The following is a 19,414-nucleotide window of genomic DNA, read 5'->3' on the forward strand; positions in this document are numbered from 1 at the left end:
TTCATAATCTTATTGGTTTCAGAGGTAAGTTCCTCTATTTTTTTCTGATATGGTTGTCATTCCAAGTCTGCAATTCTTGGTAGGACTTGACTTTTCCTTCTTCCTGAGTCGGTCTAAATGCCCTAACCGGTAACTCGTAGGCATCTTGGCCTTCAGGTGCCACCCAATGGAGTAAGGTATTGAACCAGGTTTCATTGTTAATCTTGCTTGGAATGGTGTAGATCCTAGCATGTTTGGTCTTAATCGCTTCATAAGCATCCTTATGCTCTTTGGCAAAGTTGGTACTATCCATATTGAGGCTTCTGTCTTTTTCAGAAATGTAATAAAGAGCAGGCAGACTCGCAATTGGTGTTTCTGTTGGATAATCTAGATCCTTACCATTAGTTGCACCTGGCCACATTTCAAGACCAAAAGGCTCTAAAGTCTTACGCATATCAACATTGGCGTAATCCAATTCCGAGTCCAAAGTATTCGAGTTAGCTGGAATATTCATTTCCTCAATCTTTTGCGTTTTGAGATTGAGGTATTTTTTATTAGAAGCAAAATCAGCTGATGACGCACCAAAAGGCATTTGTAAGTAAGCTTGTTCATTAAGCATGAAAAGCCTTAGACTTGCCTGATTTAAATAATCTTCATCCCCAGCTTTTTTAGCCAATTTCAAGAGGTCAATTTGTTTAGGTTTTTGATTTGGTTTTTCCGTGTCATACATATAGATATTAAAGTAGTCATACTTATAAAGTGTCTCACCCTTGGCATTTTTCTTACCAGATTCACCCCCCTTGTACTCTTGAGTGACTAAGTATTGACCAGCAACCCCCACAATGTTAAACATGTTTCTATCATGACCAGGATTTGGTGTCACGAGTAAAAATTCTTTATTATCTCCGAAGGTTTTCAGGGTGATTTTGAACAAGGGGTCTTCTGCATTGCTGCCGGAATAGACAGTCGTACTCGACTTACTGGATGCAGCTGAACCTTTGTTAGCCTTACTGCTACTATTCACAGCAAAGAAGATAGCCGTCCCTGCGATTATAAAAAGCAATGCCACTAAGAGACCTATAAAAACAATTCTTGTGGACTTATCCCCCTTAGGTGTTGGTTTCTTTACAAACTTATTTTCCATAAATAATCTCCATTTTTAGTATTGCTTTTAGTATAGCACAGGTGGAGACTATTGATAAGGTAGATTGGCAGTCTAATAAGGTTGGATATTTTATTTTCATTTGACAAAATCTCTCAGACAGCGTACAATCAAGACAAGTAACATTCGGAGGTAAATGGAGACATGAACAACTAAGTCTATTCACAATAAACCTGCTTTATTTGATAGATTGTTTTCATGTCTTTTTTGCGCTCTTTTTTTGTAGAAAACTTGTTGATGGTATCTGATTTTTTTGCGTCCACACCATCACTATCTCCTAGAGAGCTTTTTAGCTAGATTCAAGACAGTTCTATCTTATAAGGTAGGACTGTTTTTTGACCTTTGATATTGTTTGAAGTAAGAACCATATTTTCTATGAAACAATATCTACAAGCACTCAGACCTAGGAGGACCTATGATACAAATTCAACATCTAACCATAACACATACTAAGGATTTGCGTGAACTCGTTCATGATCTAAATCTAACGATAGCTACAGGCGAAAAAGTCGCCATCATTGGGGAGGAAGGCAATGGAAAATCTAGTCTCCTTGCCCTTCTGGTCAATCCAAAAACACATTTCAACCATCTTTCTTACGAGGGAACTATTAATAAACCAGATAGCCCACAGGTCTATATTCCCCAACAGATTTCGGATGACTTACAATCCCTAACCCTTAACGACTACTTCTTTGCGGATACTTATGACTTAGACTATGCTCCCCTCTATCGTCTGGCTGATGAACTTCATTTTGATAGTGATCGTTTTGCTAGCAGTCAGCTTATCTCCTCTCTGTCAGGTGGCGAGAAGCTCAAAATTCAACTCATCCGAGAATTAGCCCGTCCCCACGACATCATTTTTCTTGATGAGCCCTCAAACGATATGGACTTGACTACTATGACTTGGCTAAAAGATTTTATCAAACATTCTGATCAAACCATAATCTATATCTCACATGACGAGGACCTACTAAGCAAGACAGCAGATACCATTATCCACCTAGAACTCTTTAAACGTCGTCGACAAGCCAGGACCAGTGTGGAACATCTCGACTATGATAACTATAGCCAGCAACGCACTGATGCCTTCCAGCAACAGATACAGCAAGCCAAAACCGAGAAAAAAGCCTATGACAAAGCTATGGCCAAGCATCGCCGTATCAAACAAAATGTCCAAACCACCCTACGTAATACGCATGATAGCACGCAAGGACGGTTGGTTGCTAAAAAGATGAAAGCAGTCCTCTCACAAGAAAAACGCTACGACCGCCTTGCCCAAGACATGACACAGATGCCTTATAAAGAAGACAGTATTGAACTATTCTTCTCTCATATCGACCCTCTACCTCAGGGAAAGTATCTCTTAAATCTGGATGAAAAGCAGATAAACATCGCTCCCCACCTGACCATTGACCATCTCAAACTTTCTTTGAAAGGGCAAGAAAAAATTGGTATTGTTGGAGATAACGGCTGTGGTAAATCCACTCTCTTACACTACCTCTACCAGGAACTTAACAGGAAAACAGACCTGACTATCGGCTACATGCCCCAAAATTACGATCTTATCTTGAAAAATGATTTGTCACCGATAGCGTTTTTACATAAGACTGGCGACAAAACTGAGAAAGAAATCATAAGTTCCCATCTCGCTAACCTCAACTTTAGTCATGATGAAATGAACCATGCCATTTCTGATTTATCTGGAGGACAGAAAGGAAAACTACTCCTGCTACACCTGGTCTTAGAAAGCCCTCAGCTCCTTATCCTAGATGAACCAACCAGAAATTTTTCACCCACCTCGCAACCCCAAGTACGCCATCTCTTTGAGAACTATCCAGGTGCCATTCTTACAGTCTCACATGATGTCAACTACCTCAGACAAGTCTGCCAAAAGATTTATCGTCTAGACTCACATGGTTTAAAAGAAGTTGAGATTTAAGATATCAAATTTATCGTTTTTACAAGAAAAGTCTCAAAAGAATCATTTTCTTCAGATGCAAAAGAACTCAGGTTTTGCCTGAGTTCTTTTAATCTTAATCAATTTCAAGACCACCAGTATAGAGTCGGTAGTAGGTACCACCTTGTTCCATAAGGCTGTCATGGTCACCACGTTCAATGATACGGCCATGATCCATAACCATGATAACGTCAGAGTTAACGATGGTTGAAAGACGGTGGGCGATAACAAAGACCGTGCGTCCTTCCATAAGTCGGTCCATTCCCTCTTGTACCATTTTTTCGGTACGAGAGTCAATAGAGGATGTCGCTTCATCAAGGATGAGGACAGGGGCATTGGCAAGGGCAGCACGCGCAATGGCAATCAGCTGACGTTGTCCATTAGACAAGCCTGCGCCATCATCTGTGAGGACAGTGTCGTAACCATTGTCCAAATGTTGCACAAAGGAATCCACATTAGCAATACGAGCAGCTTCAAGAATTTCCTCGCGCGTCGCATCAGCACGGCCGTAGGCAATATTTTCAGCGATAGTCCCTGTGAAGAGATGCGTATCTTGAAGTACGATACCAAGTGATCGACGAAGAGAATCTTTTTCAATCAGCTTCACATCGATACCATCATAAGTAATCACACCAGATTGGATGTCGTAGAAACGGTTAATCAAGTTAGTAATCGTCGTCTTACCTGCACCTGTCGCACCAACAAAGGCAACCTTTTGCCCCTTGTCTGCATAGAGGTTAACATCGTGAAGGATTTGTTTCTTACCATCGTAAGAGAAATCAACGTCTTGGAAGACTACATTTCCGACCAATTCGACCAATTCATAGTCGCCATTTGGACGTGGGTGTTTCCAAGCCCAAAGATTGGTTTTCTTGTCTGTCACAACCATTTGACCGTCTACCAATTCGTAGTTGACCAAAGTGACCTTACCTTGGTCCACTTCTTCTGCTTCATCCAAAAGGTCAAAGATACGGTCAGCACCAGCAAGGGCCATAAGGACAAAGTTAAGTTGTTGAGAAACCTGAGTAATAGGACCATTGAAGGAACGGTTCAATTGTAGGAAGGCCATGAGACCACCGATAGTTAAGCTACCGACACCATTTAGAGCAAATACCCCACCGACCAAGGCAGTCAAAACAAAGGAAACATTTGCTAAGTTCCCAAGAATGGGCATGAGAACATTGGCATAGCGATTGGCCAAGTATGATGATTCAAAGAGCTGTTCGTTAATCTTATCAAAGTCAGACATGCTTTCTTCTTCGTGGACGAAGGCCTTGACTACCTTTTGACCTGACATCATTTCTTCGATAAAACCATTCTCAATCCCTAGGTTCTTTTGTTGTTCACCGAAGTAACGACCTGATTTGGATGATACATTTTTGATGACCATAAACATGATGCCTACCATGATTAGAACCACGATAAAGAGAAGAGGACTAACCGTAAGCATGGTCACAGTCACACCGATAATGGTAATAGTCGTTTGTAGCAACTGTGGAATAGATTGCTCGACAGCTTGACGGAGGGCATCGATATCATTGGTGTAAATAGACATGATGTCACCGTGTTGGTGAGTATCAAAGTAGCGAACCGGAAGCTTTTGCATGCGAGCAAAAAGCTGATTACGAAGGGAACGCAGAGAATCTTGCGAAATCGTCGCCATAAGGAGTGATGACACATAGTTGGCAATCACACCGATAAGACAGAAGACAGCCACTGAAGTCAAGAAACGTAACAATGGCCCAAAGTCATGGCTACCAGATTTGAGCAAAGGTTGAACGTAAACGTCAACCAAGGACTGAATAGAAGCCGTCAAATTGACTGTTGCCAAAGAAGCAACAACAATGAGGATAAAGGCGATAGAAAGCGAAAGTTTGTAGTCTTGCCACAAAAAGCGTAGAAGACGTGCTAGAGAGCCCCAATTGGCTTTTTTCTTATTCTGCATCTGCTACTCCTTTCCCTTGTGTTTGCATCTTGTAAACGTCACGATAGATGGCATTATTAGCCACCAAGTCGTCATGACTACCAATAGCATCGATACGGCCATCATTCATGACGATGATACGGTCTGCATCTTGGATAGATGAAATCCGTTGACCGATGATAATTTTAGTTGTTTCCTTAAGACTCGATGCGAAACCTTGACGAATCAAACTATCTGTCTTGGTATCAACTGCTGATGTCGAATCATCCAGAATCAAAATTTTCGGATTCATGAGAAGGGCACGTGCGATACAAAGACGTTGACGTTGTCCCCCTGAGACATTGGCTCCACCACGTTCAATCTTGGTATCATAGCCATCCTTAAACTCTTGGATAAATTCATCAGCTTGGGCAATCTTACAAGCTTCAATGATTTCCTCATCTGTTGCCTGTTTATTTCCCCAACGCATATTTTCTTTAATGGTTCCTGAGAAAAGGACATTGGTTTGAAGGACCATGGCAACTTGCTTACGTAAGCTATCCAAATCATAATCCTTAACATCATGCCCAGCAACCCTAACCTGACCTGCTTCCACATCATAAAGACGAGGAATGAGCTGAACCAAGCTTGATTTACCCGAACCCGTTCCACCAAGGATACCAATAACTTCACCAGACTTAATATCCAAAGTGATATCTTTGAGGACATGGGTCTTGTCACCATTTTCATCCGTGTATGAGAAATCCACATGATCAAAGCTGATAGAACCATCTGCAACTTCTGTTAAACCATTTTCAGGTGAAACAATGGTGGCTTCAGTACTAAGAACTTCATCAATACGTTCAACAGATGCTGTAGAGATAGACAACATGACAAAGATCATCATGAACATCATGAGTGACATGAGGATGGTCATGGTGTAGCTAAACATGGAAGTCAATTCCCCTGTAGTTAAGCTACCACCAACGATGAGATGGGCACCAAACCAGGAAATCATAAGGAAGGACGCATACATAGACAACATCATAGCTGGGTTAGACATGATAACTACACGAATGGCACGCATGAACATCTTGTAAATACGACGTGAGGCCTTCTTAAATTTGTCAGTCTCTTCCTGCTCTTTAACATAGGATTTCACCACACGCATGTTGGTGATGTTTTCCTTGATACTGTTATTGAGGTTGTCATAAGCCTCAAACACTTGAGTAAAGAGAGGGTATACAATCTTGGTAATAATGGCTAAAACCAAACCAAGGAAGAGTGTTACACCAACGAAAATCCAAGCCATTTCGCCATTAATCAGGAAACTTGCTGCAATGGCAAAAATCAGATTAAGTGGCGCACGCACACAGATGCGGATAATCATCTGGTAAGAGTTCTGCACGTTGGTAACATCAGTCATCATACGTGTCACCAAACCACCAGCTGAGAACTTATCGATATTTTCAAAAGAGAAAGTTTGAACCTTTTTGAAAATGGCCTGACGTAGATTCTTGGCAAATCCAGCAGAGGCAAAAGCTGCATAGCGAGCCGACTGCATACCGCAGAAAAGCGAAAGAAAGGCGCAGACCAGCATGAGGCCACCGTAGAGCCAAATGTTAGACATGTTGGATTGCTGGACACCTTTGTCCAAAAGATTAGCCATGACAAAGGGAATGGAAATCTCAAACATGACTTCTAGTGTCATAAAGAGGGACGCTAGGATTGAGGGTTTCTTGTATTCCTTTATCTGGGGGATAAGGGTTTGAAACATAGTTACCTCCGTTTTTTATTCTTTTTCTTTTTTTGATATTTTTCTTAAGTGGCTTCGGACGCTAGCAGCTTCCTTCGGAATCTCATAGCTAAGTTTTGAGCCAAAGTCTCAAAACTTCCGAGTTATAGAAGTCTCTTGACTTCTATAACTATTGCCACGGCGAAAAATATCGCCTGCCCTGAGCAGAGTGTGTTTCAGGCATTGATAGATATAAGCTAGTCCTGTAATCCATCACGACGAAAGTATCGCTTTTGGGCAGAGCGTGTTTCAGGTATTGATAGATATAAGCTAGTCCTGTAATCCATCACGGTGAAAGCATCATTTTTGAGCAGAGCATACTGTCGGAAAGCTACTCTTAACGCTCATCCTTTATCTATAAAAGAACGGTTATACCCTTTTGAGAGCATACAAAAGCCCCTGAGGGCAGACCCTAGGGATTCTTTCGTTCTCATATATACGTCATTAGTATAGGCTAATTTGATTTAAATTGCAAGAGAAATAACATTTTACATAAAAATCGGTGGGTATTTTACAATTTTTGCATATAATAGAGTTAAAAAGCAACCGGTTTTAAGAATTCTTATCTAAAACATTCGGAAATTCCCCTTAACCGTAGCAGAAAGTTGTTTTCTTCTCCTATTTATAATAGACTATCACTAACATTAGATGAAAAGGTGACTCTATGACTATAAATCAACTGCTTCAAAAGCTGGAGCCTACTAGCCCTATCCTTCAAGCTAACTTTGGAATTGAACGCGAAAATCTTCGTGTCGATAGACAGGGAAAATTAGCACATACGCCTCACCCTTCCTGCCTAGGAGCTCGAAGTTTCCACCCTTATATTCAAACAGATTTTTGTGAGTTTCAGATGGAACTCATCACACCAGTTGCCAAATCTACTACTGAGGCTCGCCGATTTCTTGGAGCCATTACCGATGTAGCTGGACGTTCCATCAGTAAAGATGAACTTCTCTGGCCCTTATCCATGCCTCCTCGTATCAACGCCCAAGAAATCCAAGTTGCCCAACTGGAAAATGAATTTGAACGCCATTATCGCAACTACCTGGCCGAAAAATACGGAACCAAACTACAAGCTATCTCAGGTATCCACTATAATATGGAACTAGGGAAAGATTTGGTTGAGGCCCTATTCCAAGAAAGTGACCAGATTGATATAATTGCTTTCAAAAACGCCCTCTATCTTAAGCTGGCTCAGAACTATTTGCGCTATCGTTGGGTGATTACCTATCTCTTTGGTGCTGCACCTGTTGCTGAGCAAGGCTTCTTCGACCAAGAAGTGCCAGAACCCGTGCGTTCCTTCCGAAACAGCGACCATGGTTATGTCAATAAGGAAGAAATCCAAGTATCTTTTGCAAGCCTAGAAGACTATGTCTCTGCCATCGAAAACTATATCGAACAAGGTGATTTGATTGCGGAAAAGGAATTTTACTCGGCTGTTCGTTTCCGTGGACAAAAGGTTAATCGCTCCTTCCTTGACAAGGGAATCACCTACCTGGAATTCCGTAACTTCGACCTCAACCCCTTTGAGCGTATCGGTATTAGCCAAACTACCATGGATACCGTACACCTACTCCTTCTAGCCTTCCTCTGGCTGGATGCCCCTGAAAATGTTGATCAGGCTCTGGCTCAAGGTCACGCGCTGAATGAAAAAATTGCCCTCTCTCATCCTTTAGAACCTCTACCTTCTGAAGCTGAAACTCAGAACATTACGACAGCTCTAGACCAACTGGTGCAACATTTTAGGCTTGGTGACTATCATCAAGGTCTGGTTAAACAAGTTAAAGATGCCTTTGCAGATCCTAACCAGACACTAGCAGCCCAACTTCTTCCTCATATCAAAGACAAGTCCCTTGCTGACTTTGCCCTCGACAAGGCTCTTGCCTATCATGATTACGACTGGACTGCCCACTATGCCCTTAAGGGTTATGAGGAGATGGAACTTTCTACCCAGATGCTGCTCTTTGATGCCATTCAAAAAGGGCTTCATTTTGAAATCCTAGATGAGCAGGATCAATTCCTTAAACTCTGGCATAAAGATCATGTTGAGTACGTCAAAAATGGTAACATGACCTCAAAAGACAACTACGTGGTACCCCTTGCTATGGCCAATAAGACCGTAACCAAGAAAATCTTAGCCGACGCTGGCTTCCCGGTTCCTGCTGGAGACGAATTTACCAGTCTAGAACAAGGTCTAGCCTACTATCCTCTTATCAAGGGCAAGCAAATTGTGGTTAAACCAAAATCAACCAACTTCGGTCTGGGCATTTCCATTTTCCAAGAGCCTGCCAGCCTTGATAACTATAAGAAAGCCCTTGACATTGCCTTTGCAGAAGATACCGCTGTCCTTGTTGAAGAATTTATCCCAGGAACCGAATACCGTTTCTTCATCTTGGATGGACGTTGTGAGGCTGTCCTCCTTCGTGTCGCTGCCAATGTTGTCGGTGATGGCAAACATACCATTCGTGAATTAGTCGCTCAGAAAAATGCCAACCCATTGCGAGGCCGTGACCACCGCTCACCGCTGGAAATCATTGAGCTAGGAGACATCGAACAATTGATGTTGACTCAGCAAGGTTATGCACCTGATGATATTCTCCCAGAAGGGAAAAAGGTCAATCTCCGCCGTAACTCCAACATCTCTACAGGTGGCGACTCTATTGATGTCACTGAGACAATGGATTCCTCTTACCAAGAATTGGCCGCAGCCATGGCAACTAGCATGGGCGCCTGGGCTTGTGGGGTTGACCTCATTATTCCAGATAAAACTCAGCCTGCTAGCAAGGAAAAACCTCATTGCACTTGTATCGAGCTCAACTTCAATCCCTCTATGTATATGCACACCTATTGTGCTGAAGGTCCTGGACAAGCTATCACTCCAAAAATCCTAGACAAGCTTTTTCCAGAAGTTGCCACAAGTCAAACCTAAAACCTAATTCTTAGGAACAAACAAATCACCTTTATCTCGAGATAAAGGTGATTTTGCTTTATTAACCAAACTCTCCTGCTTCTTCCTCAGGATGCGTTTCCATGTACTGGATGTGTTGTATATAGGCATCTTGAGCCTGATTGAAGGCATCTTGAGCCTGATTGAAGGCTTCCTGATCACTATATGGATAATCTATATAAAACAGGTCCCGCCAGCCATTAAAGGTTTGGCTATTGTAAAAACCTTGAATCTTAGTCGGAAGGAAATCCTTGTTGTAGCTGATTCGCAGCTTAAGCAAGGTCTTATCCTGAAACTGAGTGATGATACTGTTGGAGGTTTCTTGACCTTCCAGACTAGACCAAACGTTATTCAGAACGATATCCTGACTATAGTGATTAGCCTTGATACGATTTTTGTCCACTGGGAGCTTCTGGGTGGCCTCTAAAAGGTAGGACGCCTCCCCCTGAAAATAAGCCTCAATGGTCAAATCTCCAAGACTGGAGCCATATAACAGACCATCTTTAATAGCAATATTTGACCCAAAGAGTCTCTGACCAGCCACATCAAAGGACATCCCCTCATCCTGCCCGTAGAGCTTGATGGCATAGGCATCCCTTACACGATAGAAATTTTTAGCGACAAGAACACTATCAAGGGTTTCAGTCTTTTTTGTCTCCACCTTGGGGCTTGTAGGTTTCTTGGTAAAAGCTGTCAAACCCATTAAGCACAAGATGAGAGCGAATATAATCAAGGTAAGCATTGTAGACCTGGAGGCGGTCTTCAGCTTTAACTTGTCTCCATGTTTCAAGATCTTTCAAGCCTCCTTTTTTTACAATATCAGCATAGCGCCCACCATTTAAGACATTCTTGGCATTTTTCCACTTTCTAACCATCTTGCGTCTAATCGCATTATCCGCAGGGTGACGAACATCGAGATAGGTATGGCTATTATTGAGATAGGCTGGTAAGTCAGCATTTAATCCCTTAGATAGGCCGTAGTTAGCAGAGTCCGTATCAGCAATGTCAGCACCATCCTCAATCTTATAGTGCTTAGGATTAGAGTCGATGCTACCGTCTTTCCTTTTCTTGTAGACATTCCACTCAGAAACAAATTTCCCTGTATCCATATTGACAATAAATTCAATAAAGCGGGAATTGCTGACACCGTAAGGACCCATGACACTGGTCTGAGGTAGCTGGATTTTCATGTTCTCTGGATAGGTAAAGTCTCCCAAGCTTCGATTATGGTAGGAAGCACCTGTAGTATAATCCAACTTAATCTTCTTGTCCTTGCTGTAAGCCAGAAGCTTGTCTAAATCCGTCTTGCCCTTGTAGTTGGTCCTAATATAGTCCATGGACTGCTTATCAATCCAAGATCTAAAAAGGTGGAGCTTGATACCTAACTCATCTACACCAAGCCCTAGATCCGTCTGATAGGTCTCCATAATAGCCTCACGGAAGTAACTGTAAAAAGCGCTGGTTGGCTCTAGCTTTTTGGAAAATTTATAACCTGACTTCCCTAACTGGAGAAATTGGTACTTATCCACATAAACCTGCATGTGCTCCATAACCAAATTGAGCTTGTCGTGATTAGGCAGTTGAGAAGCTTGGAAAAAGGCCGTATAGGTATCGGAGCCCACTTCCTTACTTTCTTGATCAATTTCTTGCAGAACCTTTTCCAACTGTTTCAAAGAAGTCTTCTTCATCTTACTTCTGACCTGAGCCACATAGGCCGGTTTAATGCCTTGATCCCAGTGATCACGAGATATAATAGCATCTGCCTTTTGCGAAATTAAGGTCAACCGTTTCTGATAAGACTCGTCCTCCAAGGCTAGCTTCAAAGCCTTTGATGGCGTCGCTTGAACCACAGACAAATCACCGTAGATATCAGACTTTAGGACAAGATTTACTTGCATATCATAGGAATGATTGATATGGAGAACGAGGTGAATCTTTCCATCTTCCTTCCTAACAGACAAAGAATCGAGTTGATAGGATTGTATAATCCCAGCCTGACTAAGGGCCAGTCTATCTAGATTTTCCAAAGAATCCTGATAGATATAGGAAATCTCAGGGTCTTTGACCTTCTTTACCAGAGAGTGATTTCGCTGTCTGTTGAAAACCACAAGACCAAGTATAAGGATTACAGTCAGAGCACTTGCCAGATACTGTAAAATTACTTTCTTCATAGTACTTCCATTATAGCATAGGACGACAAAATATTCTGAAAACGATTGGTCAAGCCTGAAAACAAATGAAAAACAGGTCGTGTCTGACCTGCTTTACTGCCTTATAAATCACTCAAGCGACGATGTTTAATACTAAAATCAAAATAAGCACTTTCCTGAAGCTTATGGAATATCTCTCTGTAGGCTTCTTCGTCAAAGTGATCTCCACGATAGAGAATCTCAAAACTCAAACCTTCATATTCCAAGAAAGCATTGGAAGTCTTGAACCCATTACGCTTATAGAAATCCCAACGTGCCTCACGTTGCTCTGGATTGTCATTTGGTTCATCCAAGCGCTCTACTTCCAAGACCATAGACCGAGATGGTCCATAAAAGTCCACCAGTTTATCAATAATCTCACTTCCGTAGCCATGACTCCGCATTTGAGGAACGATGGCAAAGAAACTCACATAAAAAACTTTGGCATTGTAGAGAACTGAGGCAAATCCAACAAAATCATCCTCGTCATAAAAGGCAAAGAAATGATAATCATCACGACCATCCAATTGTAAAAACTCACTTAATGGAATACGTTCTTCTTCTGGGAAGGCCTCGTTATTTAAGCGCTCTACCCTATCTAATTCTGGAAACTCCTTAGTAATTAATTGGCTGCGTAAAGCCATGTATTGTCCCCCTTTTTGATGCTTATACCTATAGGACATTATAACACCTTGATAAGCAAGTGCAAGTTTCAAGGGCTAAGATAGATCTGCAGATAAACTACCCTGCCATTTATAAATGCTTTTTGGCTGTCTATGACACCCCTCTTCTAAAAAAATAAAAAGACAACGACCATTTCTAGCCTTTGTCTTTTTGTGATTCATAAGCTATCGCCTATTTTTTCAATTCCCAAATTTCTTTAGCATACTCTGTAATCGTATCATCTGAAGTGAACTTATGAGATTTAGCAATATTTGCCAAGCTCATGCGTGCCCACTTGTCATGATCACGATAAAGCGCATCGATTTTCTCTTGAGCTTCTACATAAGCTTCGAAGTCTTCCAAGAGGAAGTATTCATCGTTGTGGGTGATGAGTGCTTCATAGATTTCAGTACCTTCAGCTTGAGCATCTGGAATCGTACCGTTGACAAAAGTATCAACAACACGACGAATGACAGGATTATTTTCATAAACTGCACGAGAATAATAATCATGACGTGCATAATGTTCATAAACTTCGTCCTTGTCCATACCGAAGATGACAACATTCTCATCTCCAACTTCATCCTTGATTTCAATGTTGGCACCGTCAAGTGTTGCCAAGGTAATAGCACCAGTCATCATGAATTTCATGTTTGAAGTACCAGATGCTTCTTTAGAAGCTAATGAGATTTGTTCAGAGACATCTGCTGCTGGAATGATGAGTTCTGCAAGACTGACACGGTAGTTTTCAAGGAAGACCACTTTAAGTTTACCTTGAAGGCTTTCATCATTGTTAACAAGATTGGCAACTTCGTTGATGAGTTTAATAACTGATTTTGCGAAGTGATAACCAGGCGCAGCTTTGGCACCAAAGATGAATACACGTGGTACCATGTCTTTATCTGGATTATCTTTAAGATCCCAATAAAGTTTGATAATGTGAAGGAGGTTAAGCAATTGACGTTTGTACGCGTGAAGACGTTTAACCTGCACGTCAAAGATAGCATCTGTAGACACTTCAACACCTGTTGTTTCCTTGATATAGTCTGCCAAACGTTGTTTAGCAGTCTTCTTAACTTGATAGAACTGGTTCAAGACTTTCTTGTCATCCAAGTAAGTTGTAAGGTTTTCAAGCTCATGGATGTCGTCACGCCATCCATCACCAATCACGTCATCAATTGCTGCTGAAAGTTCAGGAGCTGCAATTTGTGTCCAACGACGTTGAACGATACCATTTGTCTTGTTATTGAATTTTTCAGGATAAATAGTATAGAAGTCGTGAAGGGTATCTTCTTTAAGAAGTTCTGTGTGGAGTTTGGCAACCCCGTTGACTGAGTGACCACCAATAATCGCCAAGTTAGCCATATGCACTTGGTTATCCTTCACGATACGAGTGCGTTCGATAACATCTGCAGCAACACCACGTCCAGCCATTGCAGCTACATAACGGTTATCGATTTCCAAGATGATTTGGTAAACACGTGGAAGAACACGTTTGAAGAGCTGTTGATCCCATTTTTCAAGAGCTTCTTGAAGGATTGTGTGGTTAGTATAGCTCATGGTCTTAACAGTCGCATTCCAAGCATCTTCCCATGAAAGACCGTATTCATCAAGGAGGAGACGCATGAATTCAGCTGGTGCAACCGCAGGGTGAGTATCATTGATGTGAACAGATACCTTTTCGTGGATATCTTTCAATGGCAAGCCCATCTTGAGGTATGATTTGATAATGGTTTGGAGACCTGCACTTGTCATGAAGTATTCCTGAACCAAACGCAATTCTTTACCTTCAATCGTTGTATCATCTGGATAAAGAATGGCTGTAATATCTTTCACACGACGGCGAGCTTCCAAAGTTGGGTAGTCCAATTCATATTCTTCAGGAATTTCTACATCCCAAAGACGAAGGTTGTTAATCACACCATTTTGATAACCGATTTGTGGCACATCGTAAGGCACAGCACGAAGAACTTGAGCATTCTTATAAGTTGGAACAAAACGACCATCTTCGTCACTTTCAAGGACAACATCACCAAAGAGTTTTACATAGACAATATCATGGTCTTTACGTGTTTCCCAAACATTTCCTGTTGAACCAAACCAACCATCTGGTAGCTCTACTTGGTAACCATCAACAATACGTTGTTTGAAAAGTCCGTAACGGTAACGAAGACCATTACCAAAACCTGGATAACCAGTAGTTGCAAGCGAATCCATGAAGGCAGCAGCCAAACGACCAAGACCACCGTTACCAAGTGCCATATCATGCTCAGCTTCTACCACTTCGCGGAAATCGATATCAAGTTCTGCGAAACCTTCTTTAACAAGGTCAAGAATACCAAGGTTGAGGAGGTTAGTTTCCAACATGCGACCTGGGAGGAATTCGATTGAGAAGTAGTAAGCAATCTTTTCTTGATTGTCTGAAAGTGCATGGTTACGTGTAATCCATGTGTCAGTGTAATATTTACGGACCAAACCAGCCAGAGCTGTAAAAATTTCCGTTGGTGTGGCCTTAGAAACTTTAATCAACTGCTCTTGATGGAGCGTGTCTTTAAAGTCACGGATGAATTGTTCTTTTGTTAAATTTTCGAGTTGCATAGAAATCCTTTCTTACTACTTCCTTATCTTCAATACACTTCTTACAGAGGGATCTATTCAGATAAGAGGGAATTGGAAATTTTCCACAAACTTCCAAACCTTGCCAATCAAGATTCGAAACAGATATTTCAAAATCTTTATTTACAAAACTATCAAAACAGTCAGATTTATTATAAGACGATTAGAGTTAGTCTTCTATTCAGATTTTTAGATATCTTCTCTTTCATTGCTTTATCAGCAAGATTGAGAGATGCTATCCTGACTTTTGTCAAGATTATATAGAAGTGTTTTTAAACGCTTTACACGAAGATAACTTTTCCCTTCCGAGAAAAGTTATCTTTGAAATTATACTAATTGTTTGTACAAATCAACATATGCCAAACTTGCTGTATCCCATGAGAAGTCACGTGTCATAGCATTGTGCTGGAGTTGTTTCCAAGCATCAGCATTGTTTTCGTAAACATCGAGAGCTTTTTCAAGGGTTTGAACCATCCAGTAACCTGAGAAGTTACCAAATGAGAATCCTGTACCTGAGCCTGTCACAGGGTTGTATGGTTCAACAGTATCACGAAGACCACCAACCTCGCTAACCACTGGCAAGGTACCATAGCGCATAGACATCATTTGAGAGAGGCCACATGGTTCAAAGGCTGAAGGCATAAGGAAAATGTCACAACCAGCATAAATTTGTTGAGCCAACTCTAGGTTGAAAGTAATGTTGGCAGACATTTTCTCTGGATAAGCATGGCCAAACCAAGAGAAAGAATTCTCATAGTCGCTGTAACCAGTACCCAAAAGAACAATCTGAACATCATGTTGCAAGATGTTGTGAAGTTCGTTGACAACCAAATCGAAACCTTTTTGGTCAGTCAAACGTGACACAATACCAATCAATGGAACGTCTTCACGAACTGGGAGACCAACACGTTCTTGAAGAGCTGCCTTGTCTTTGGCTTTACCTGACAAATCATCCACTGAGAAATGATAAGGAATGTGAGCATCTGTTTCTGGATCAAGGAGGTCCGTATCGATACCATTAACAATACCAGACAACTTACCAGATTCCATGCGCATGATTTGATCTAGGCCTTTACCAAATTCAGGTGTTTGAATTTCACCCGCATATGATGGTGATACTGTTGTTACACGGTCTGCGTAAAGAACGGCTGCTTTCATCCAGTTGAGGCAGTCATTCCAACGGAGAGTACCATCAGCATAACGCTCGTAACCAACACCAAAGATTTCCCAAAGCATACCACTGTCAAATTGACCTTGGAACTCAATATTATGGATAGTGAAGACTGTCTTAATACCTTGGTAAGCTTGAATCCAATGGTATTTTTCCTTAAGAAGGAATGGAATCATGGCTGTGTGGTAGTCATGAACATGGAGAATATCTGGAATAAAGTCCACTTTTTCCATCAACTCAAGGGCAGCCATTTGGAAGAAGCCAAAACGCTCACCATCATCCCACTCACCGTATACCGTACCACGGTTGAAATACTGTTCATTATCAATGAAGAAGAAGGTCACACCATCACGGACAATTTTCTTGATGCCGACATATTGACGACGCCAACCAACATTTGTATAGAAGAAGCCAAGGTCTTCAACCTGATCGCCAAATTTAGCCGAAACCACATCATAATATGGGAGAATTACGGCAACCTCGTGACCATTTTTGACTAGAGATTTAGGAAGAGCACCGATAACGTCACCCAAACCACCAGTTTTAGCGAAAGGTGCACCCTCTGCTGCTACAAATAAAATTTTCATCGTACAATATCCTCTGTTACAACGCTACCTTTTTTGATGATAACTGGGTTGTTTTCTGTACCGCGAACCGTAACACCTTCAGCGATTTCAACACCTTTATCCACAATAGCATATTCAACTGTTGCGCCTTTAGCAACTTTAACACGTGGGAAGATAATTGAATGGCTAACACTAGAACCTTCAGAAAAGTCAACATTACGTGAAATCATTGAGTTCTCAACTTTACCTCGAACAATCGAACCAGATGCAAATTGTGAAAGCTTAACTTCAGAAGAGTCTGCATAGTATGTTGGCTCTTCATTTTTAACTTTTGTATAAACTTTTTGGTTTGGTGCAAAAAGTTTATAGAATTTTTGTGATTCCAGCATATCCAAGTTAGCATCAAAGTACGCTTTTACTGAGTGGATATTTGAAAGGTAACCAGTGTACTCGTAAGCAAAAGCATTTTCAGCAACTGCCAAATCACGAAGTACATAACGAAGCTTACGAGGTTCTTCTTTAGCTGCTTCTTCTTCCAATTTTTCAATCAAGAATGGTGTATCCACAACAAAGATGTCTGTAGACATATTGTAAACTTCTTTATCGCCACCCTGGAAGAGCTCATGGCCAAGCACTTTGTCAGAGTCATCAATTTCTAAAACGCTGTTTACATCTGAAATGAGTTCTTTAGGAAGTTTTTTGTAGACCACAGTAACTTTTGGTTTTGTTGTATTGTGAAGGTGGAAAACTTGGTTAAGATCAATGTTGACCAAAACATCACTGTTAAGAGCTACAGTCTGATCTGAGCCTGAACGTTTAAGGTAAGTCAAAATTTGACGATAGTATTCCTCATCAACAGTTGAGCTTTCAACAGGAGTATTGTAAATACCAAGGTAGTAGTGACTGAGAAGAGTAGACAAGCCCCACTCACGACCTGAACGAATATGGTCGAAGACAGAACTGATGTTTTCGTTTTGGAAGATTCCGAAGACGCTACGGATACCAGCATTAGCCAAGTTAGACAACGGGAAGTCGATGAGGCGATATTTTCCGCCAAATGGTAGGCTGGCAATAGGACGGTGCTCAGTCAAACCACCCATGTCATGGAATCCTACGGTATTTCCTAGAATTGCAGAATATTTATCAATCTTCATCTTTTGGTACCCCCACTACTTCATTGTATCCTACGACTTGCACTTCTTCTGTACCGTCAATTTCCACACCATCGGAAATGTGTGCACCTTCACCGATAATAGCTCGTTTAATTTTTGCACCTTTACCAATAATTGCACCACTCATAATCACTGAATCTTCAACGACTGCCCCTTCACGAATTTGTGCACTTGTTGAAAGCACAGAATGTTTAACAGTTCCATCAACCAAACAGCCATCAACAACGAGTGAATCTTCAACATGAGCATTCTCACCAAAGAAGTTTGGTGGAGCAATCACGTTACGTGAGTAAATTTTCCATTGACGGTTACGACTATCCAAGGCATTTTCAGGAGAAATGTACTCCATATTTGCTTCCCAAAGGGATTCGATAGTACCTACGTCTTTCCAATAGCCTTCAAATTCATAAGCAAAGACGCTTTCACCTGTTTCAAGATAAGCTGGGATAACGTTCTTACCAAAGTCTGACATATCAACTGAACTCTTTTCAGCTGATACTAACATATTGCGAAGACGTTTCCAATCAAAGATGTAAATACCCATTGATGCTTTCGTAGATTTAGGGTTTTCAGGTTTTTCTTCGAACTCAACAATACGGTTATTAGCATCAGTGTTCATGATACCGAAACGGCTAGCTTCTTTAAGTGGCACATCAAGAACGGCGACAGTAAGACTTGCGTTGTTATCTTTGTGAGATTGGAGCATATCATCATAGTCCATCTTGTAAATATGGTCACCAGACAAAATCAAAACATATTCAGGATTGATGCTATCGATATACTCAATGTTTTGATAAATAGCGTGGCTGGTACCTTCAAACCAACGATTACCTTCGCTAGCTGAGTAAGGTTGAAGAATTGATACACCAGAGTTAACACCATCCAATCCCCAACTTGAACCATTACCGATATGACTGTTCAAAGCAAGTGGTTGATACTGTGTAATGACACCTACATTGTTAATTCCTGAATTGGCACAGTTTGACAAACCAAAGTCAATAATACGATAGCGTCCACCAAATTGAACAGCAGGTTTGGCAATACTTTGGGTCAATTTTCCAAGACGAGTTCCTTGCCCACCAGCAAGGATCAAAGCCAACATTTCATTTTTCATGAATAGTCCCCCTCATGATTTTTAGTTCCATCCTCAAAAGGATGTGAGACAATCAGTTGAAACTGATTATGACAATTAAAGTAAGTTCCTCAGTGTGGCAATAGTTTGGGCATCAAACAGCTTCTTTCAACCGTGACTTCCTTGCTACCACTACTGAAAAACAAATCGTGTACACGTTTA

The 19,414-nt window shown here is 41.2% G+C and carries 12 protein-coding genes; 2 read left to right on the forward strand and 10 right to left on the reverse strand.

Annotated features, from left to right (window positions below):
* Positions 1-34: 34 nt before the first annotated feature.
* Complete coding sequence (locus ACYVQ1_RS03595) at positions 35-1,123, reverse strand: hypothetical protein (RefSeq protein WP_461249976.1); 1,089 nt, start codon at positions 1,121-1,123, stop codon at positions 35-37.
* 433 nt (positions 1,124-1,556) lie between these two features.
* Between ACYVQ1_RS03595 and ACYVQ1_RS03600 the strand changes: the two genes are divergently transcribed.
* Positions 1,557-3,080 carry an ATP-binding cassette domain-containing protein gene (locus tag ACYVQ1_RS03600; RefSeq protein WP_461249975.1) on the forward strand — a complete coding sequence of 508 codons (1,524 nt, stop codon included), beginning with the start codon at positions 1,557-1,559 and terminating at the stop codon, positions 3,078-3,080.
* A gap of 94 nt (positions 3,081-3,174) precedes the next feature.
* Here ACYVQ1_RS03600 and ACYVQ1_RS03605 read toward each other — a convergent pair whose 3' ends face one another.
* Positions 3,175-5,043 (reverse strand): ABC transporter ATP-binding protein, encoded by a 1,869-nt coding sequence (locus tag ACYVQ1_RS03605; RefSeq protein ID WP_461249974.1) that lies wholly within the window; start codon positions 5,041-5,043, stop codon positions 3,175-3,177.
* Positions 5,033-6,778, reverse strand: a complete 1,746-nt coding sequence (locus tag ACYVQ1_RS03610) for an ABC transporter ATP-binding protein (RefSeq protein WP_461249973.1) — start codon at positions 6,776-6,778, stop codon at positions 5,033-5,035. Before ACYVQ1_RS03610 ends, ACYVQ1_RS03605 begins: the two co-directional genes overlap by 11 nt.
* Positions 6,779-7,460: 682 nt before the next feature.
* Between ACYVQ1_RS03610 and gshAB the strand changes: the two genes are divergently transcribed.
* On the forward strand, positions 7,461-9,725 hold the full coding sequence (gshAB, locus tag ACYVQ1_RS03615; RefSeq protein ID WP_461249972.1) for a bifunctional glutamate--cysteine ligase GshA/glutathione synthetase GshB: 2,265 nt from the start codon (positions 7,461-7,463) through the stop codon (positions 9,723-9,725).
* 61 nt (positions 9,726-9,786) lie between these two features.
* On the opposite strand, the gene ACYVQ1_RS03620 is transcribed toward gshAB, so the two are convergent.
* The 7 genes from ACYVQ1_RS03620 to ACYVQ1_RS03650 all read right to left on the reverse strand — a co-directional run bounded on the left by ACYVQ1_RS03620 (position 9,787) and on the right by ACYVQ1_RS03650 (position 19,234).
* On the reverse strand, positions 9,787-10,404 hold the full coding sequence (locus ACYVQ1_RS03620) for a hypothetical protein (protein ID WP_461249971.1): 618 nt from the start codon (positions 10,402-10,404) through the stop codon (positions 9,787-9,789).
* Entirely contained in the window at positions 10,385-11,914 is a 1,530-nt protein-coding gene (locus tag ACYVQ1_RS03625; RefSeq protein WP_461249970.1) for a DUF1310 family protein, read from the reverse strand. Before ACYVQ1_RS03625 ends, ACYVQ1_RS03620 begins: the two co-directional genes overlap by 20 nt.
* A 101-nt stretch (positions 11,915-12,015) precedes the next feature.
* The gene (locus tag ACYVQ1_RS03630; protein WP_461249969.1) at positions 12,016-12,576 is read right to left on the reverse strand and encodes a GNAT family N-acetyltransferase; all 561 of its coding nucleotides are present in this window, start codon (positions 12,574-12,576) and stop codon (positions 12,016-12,018) included.
* A 211-nt stretch (positions 12,577-12,787) separates the two neighbouring features.
* Positions 12,788-15,193, reverse strand: coding sequence for a glycogen/starch/alpha-glucan phosphorylase (locus ACYVQ1_RS03635; RefSeq protein ID WP_461249968.1), 2,406 nt, complete (start codon positions 15,191-15,193; stop codon positions 12,788-12,790).
* Between the two features lie 345 nt (positions 15,194-15,538).
* Positions 15,539-16,969 (reverse strand): glycogen synthase GlgA, encoded by a 1,431-nt coding sequence (gene glgA / locus ACYVQ1_RS03640; protein WP_070576885.1) that lies wholly within the window; start codon positions 16,967-16,969, stop codon positions 15,539-15,541.
* The gene (gene glgD / locus ACYVQ1_RS03645) at positions 16,966-18,102 is read right to left on the reverse strand and encodes a glucose-1-phosphate adenylyltransferase subunit GlgD (protein ID WP_037601795.1); all 1,137 of its coding nucleotides are present in this window, start codon (positions 18,100-18,102) and stop codon (positions 16,966-16,968) included. Before glgD ends, glgA begins: the two co-directional genes overlap by 4 nt.
* Complete coding sequence (locus tag ACYVQ1_RS03650; RefSeq protein WP_461249967.1) at positions 18,092-19,234, reverse strand: glucose-1-phosphate adenylyltransferase; 1,143 nt, start codon at positions 19,232-19,234, stop codon at positions 18,092-18,094. The genes glgD and ACYVQ1_RS03650 overlap by 11 nt, the downstream gene beginning before the upstream one ends.
* Positions 19,235-19,414 lie beyond the last annotated feature (180 nt).

Source organism: Streptococcus parasalivarius (assembly GCF_054785155.1).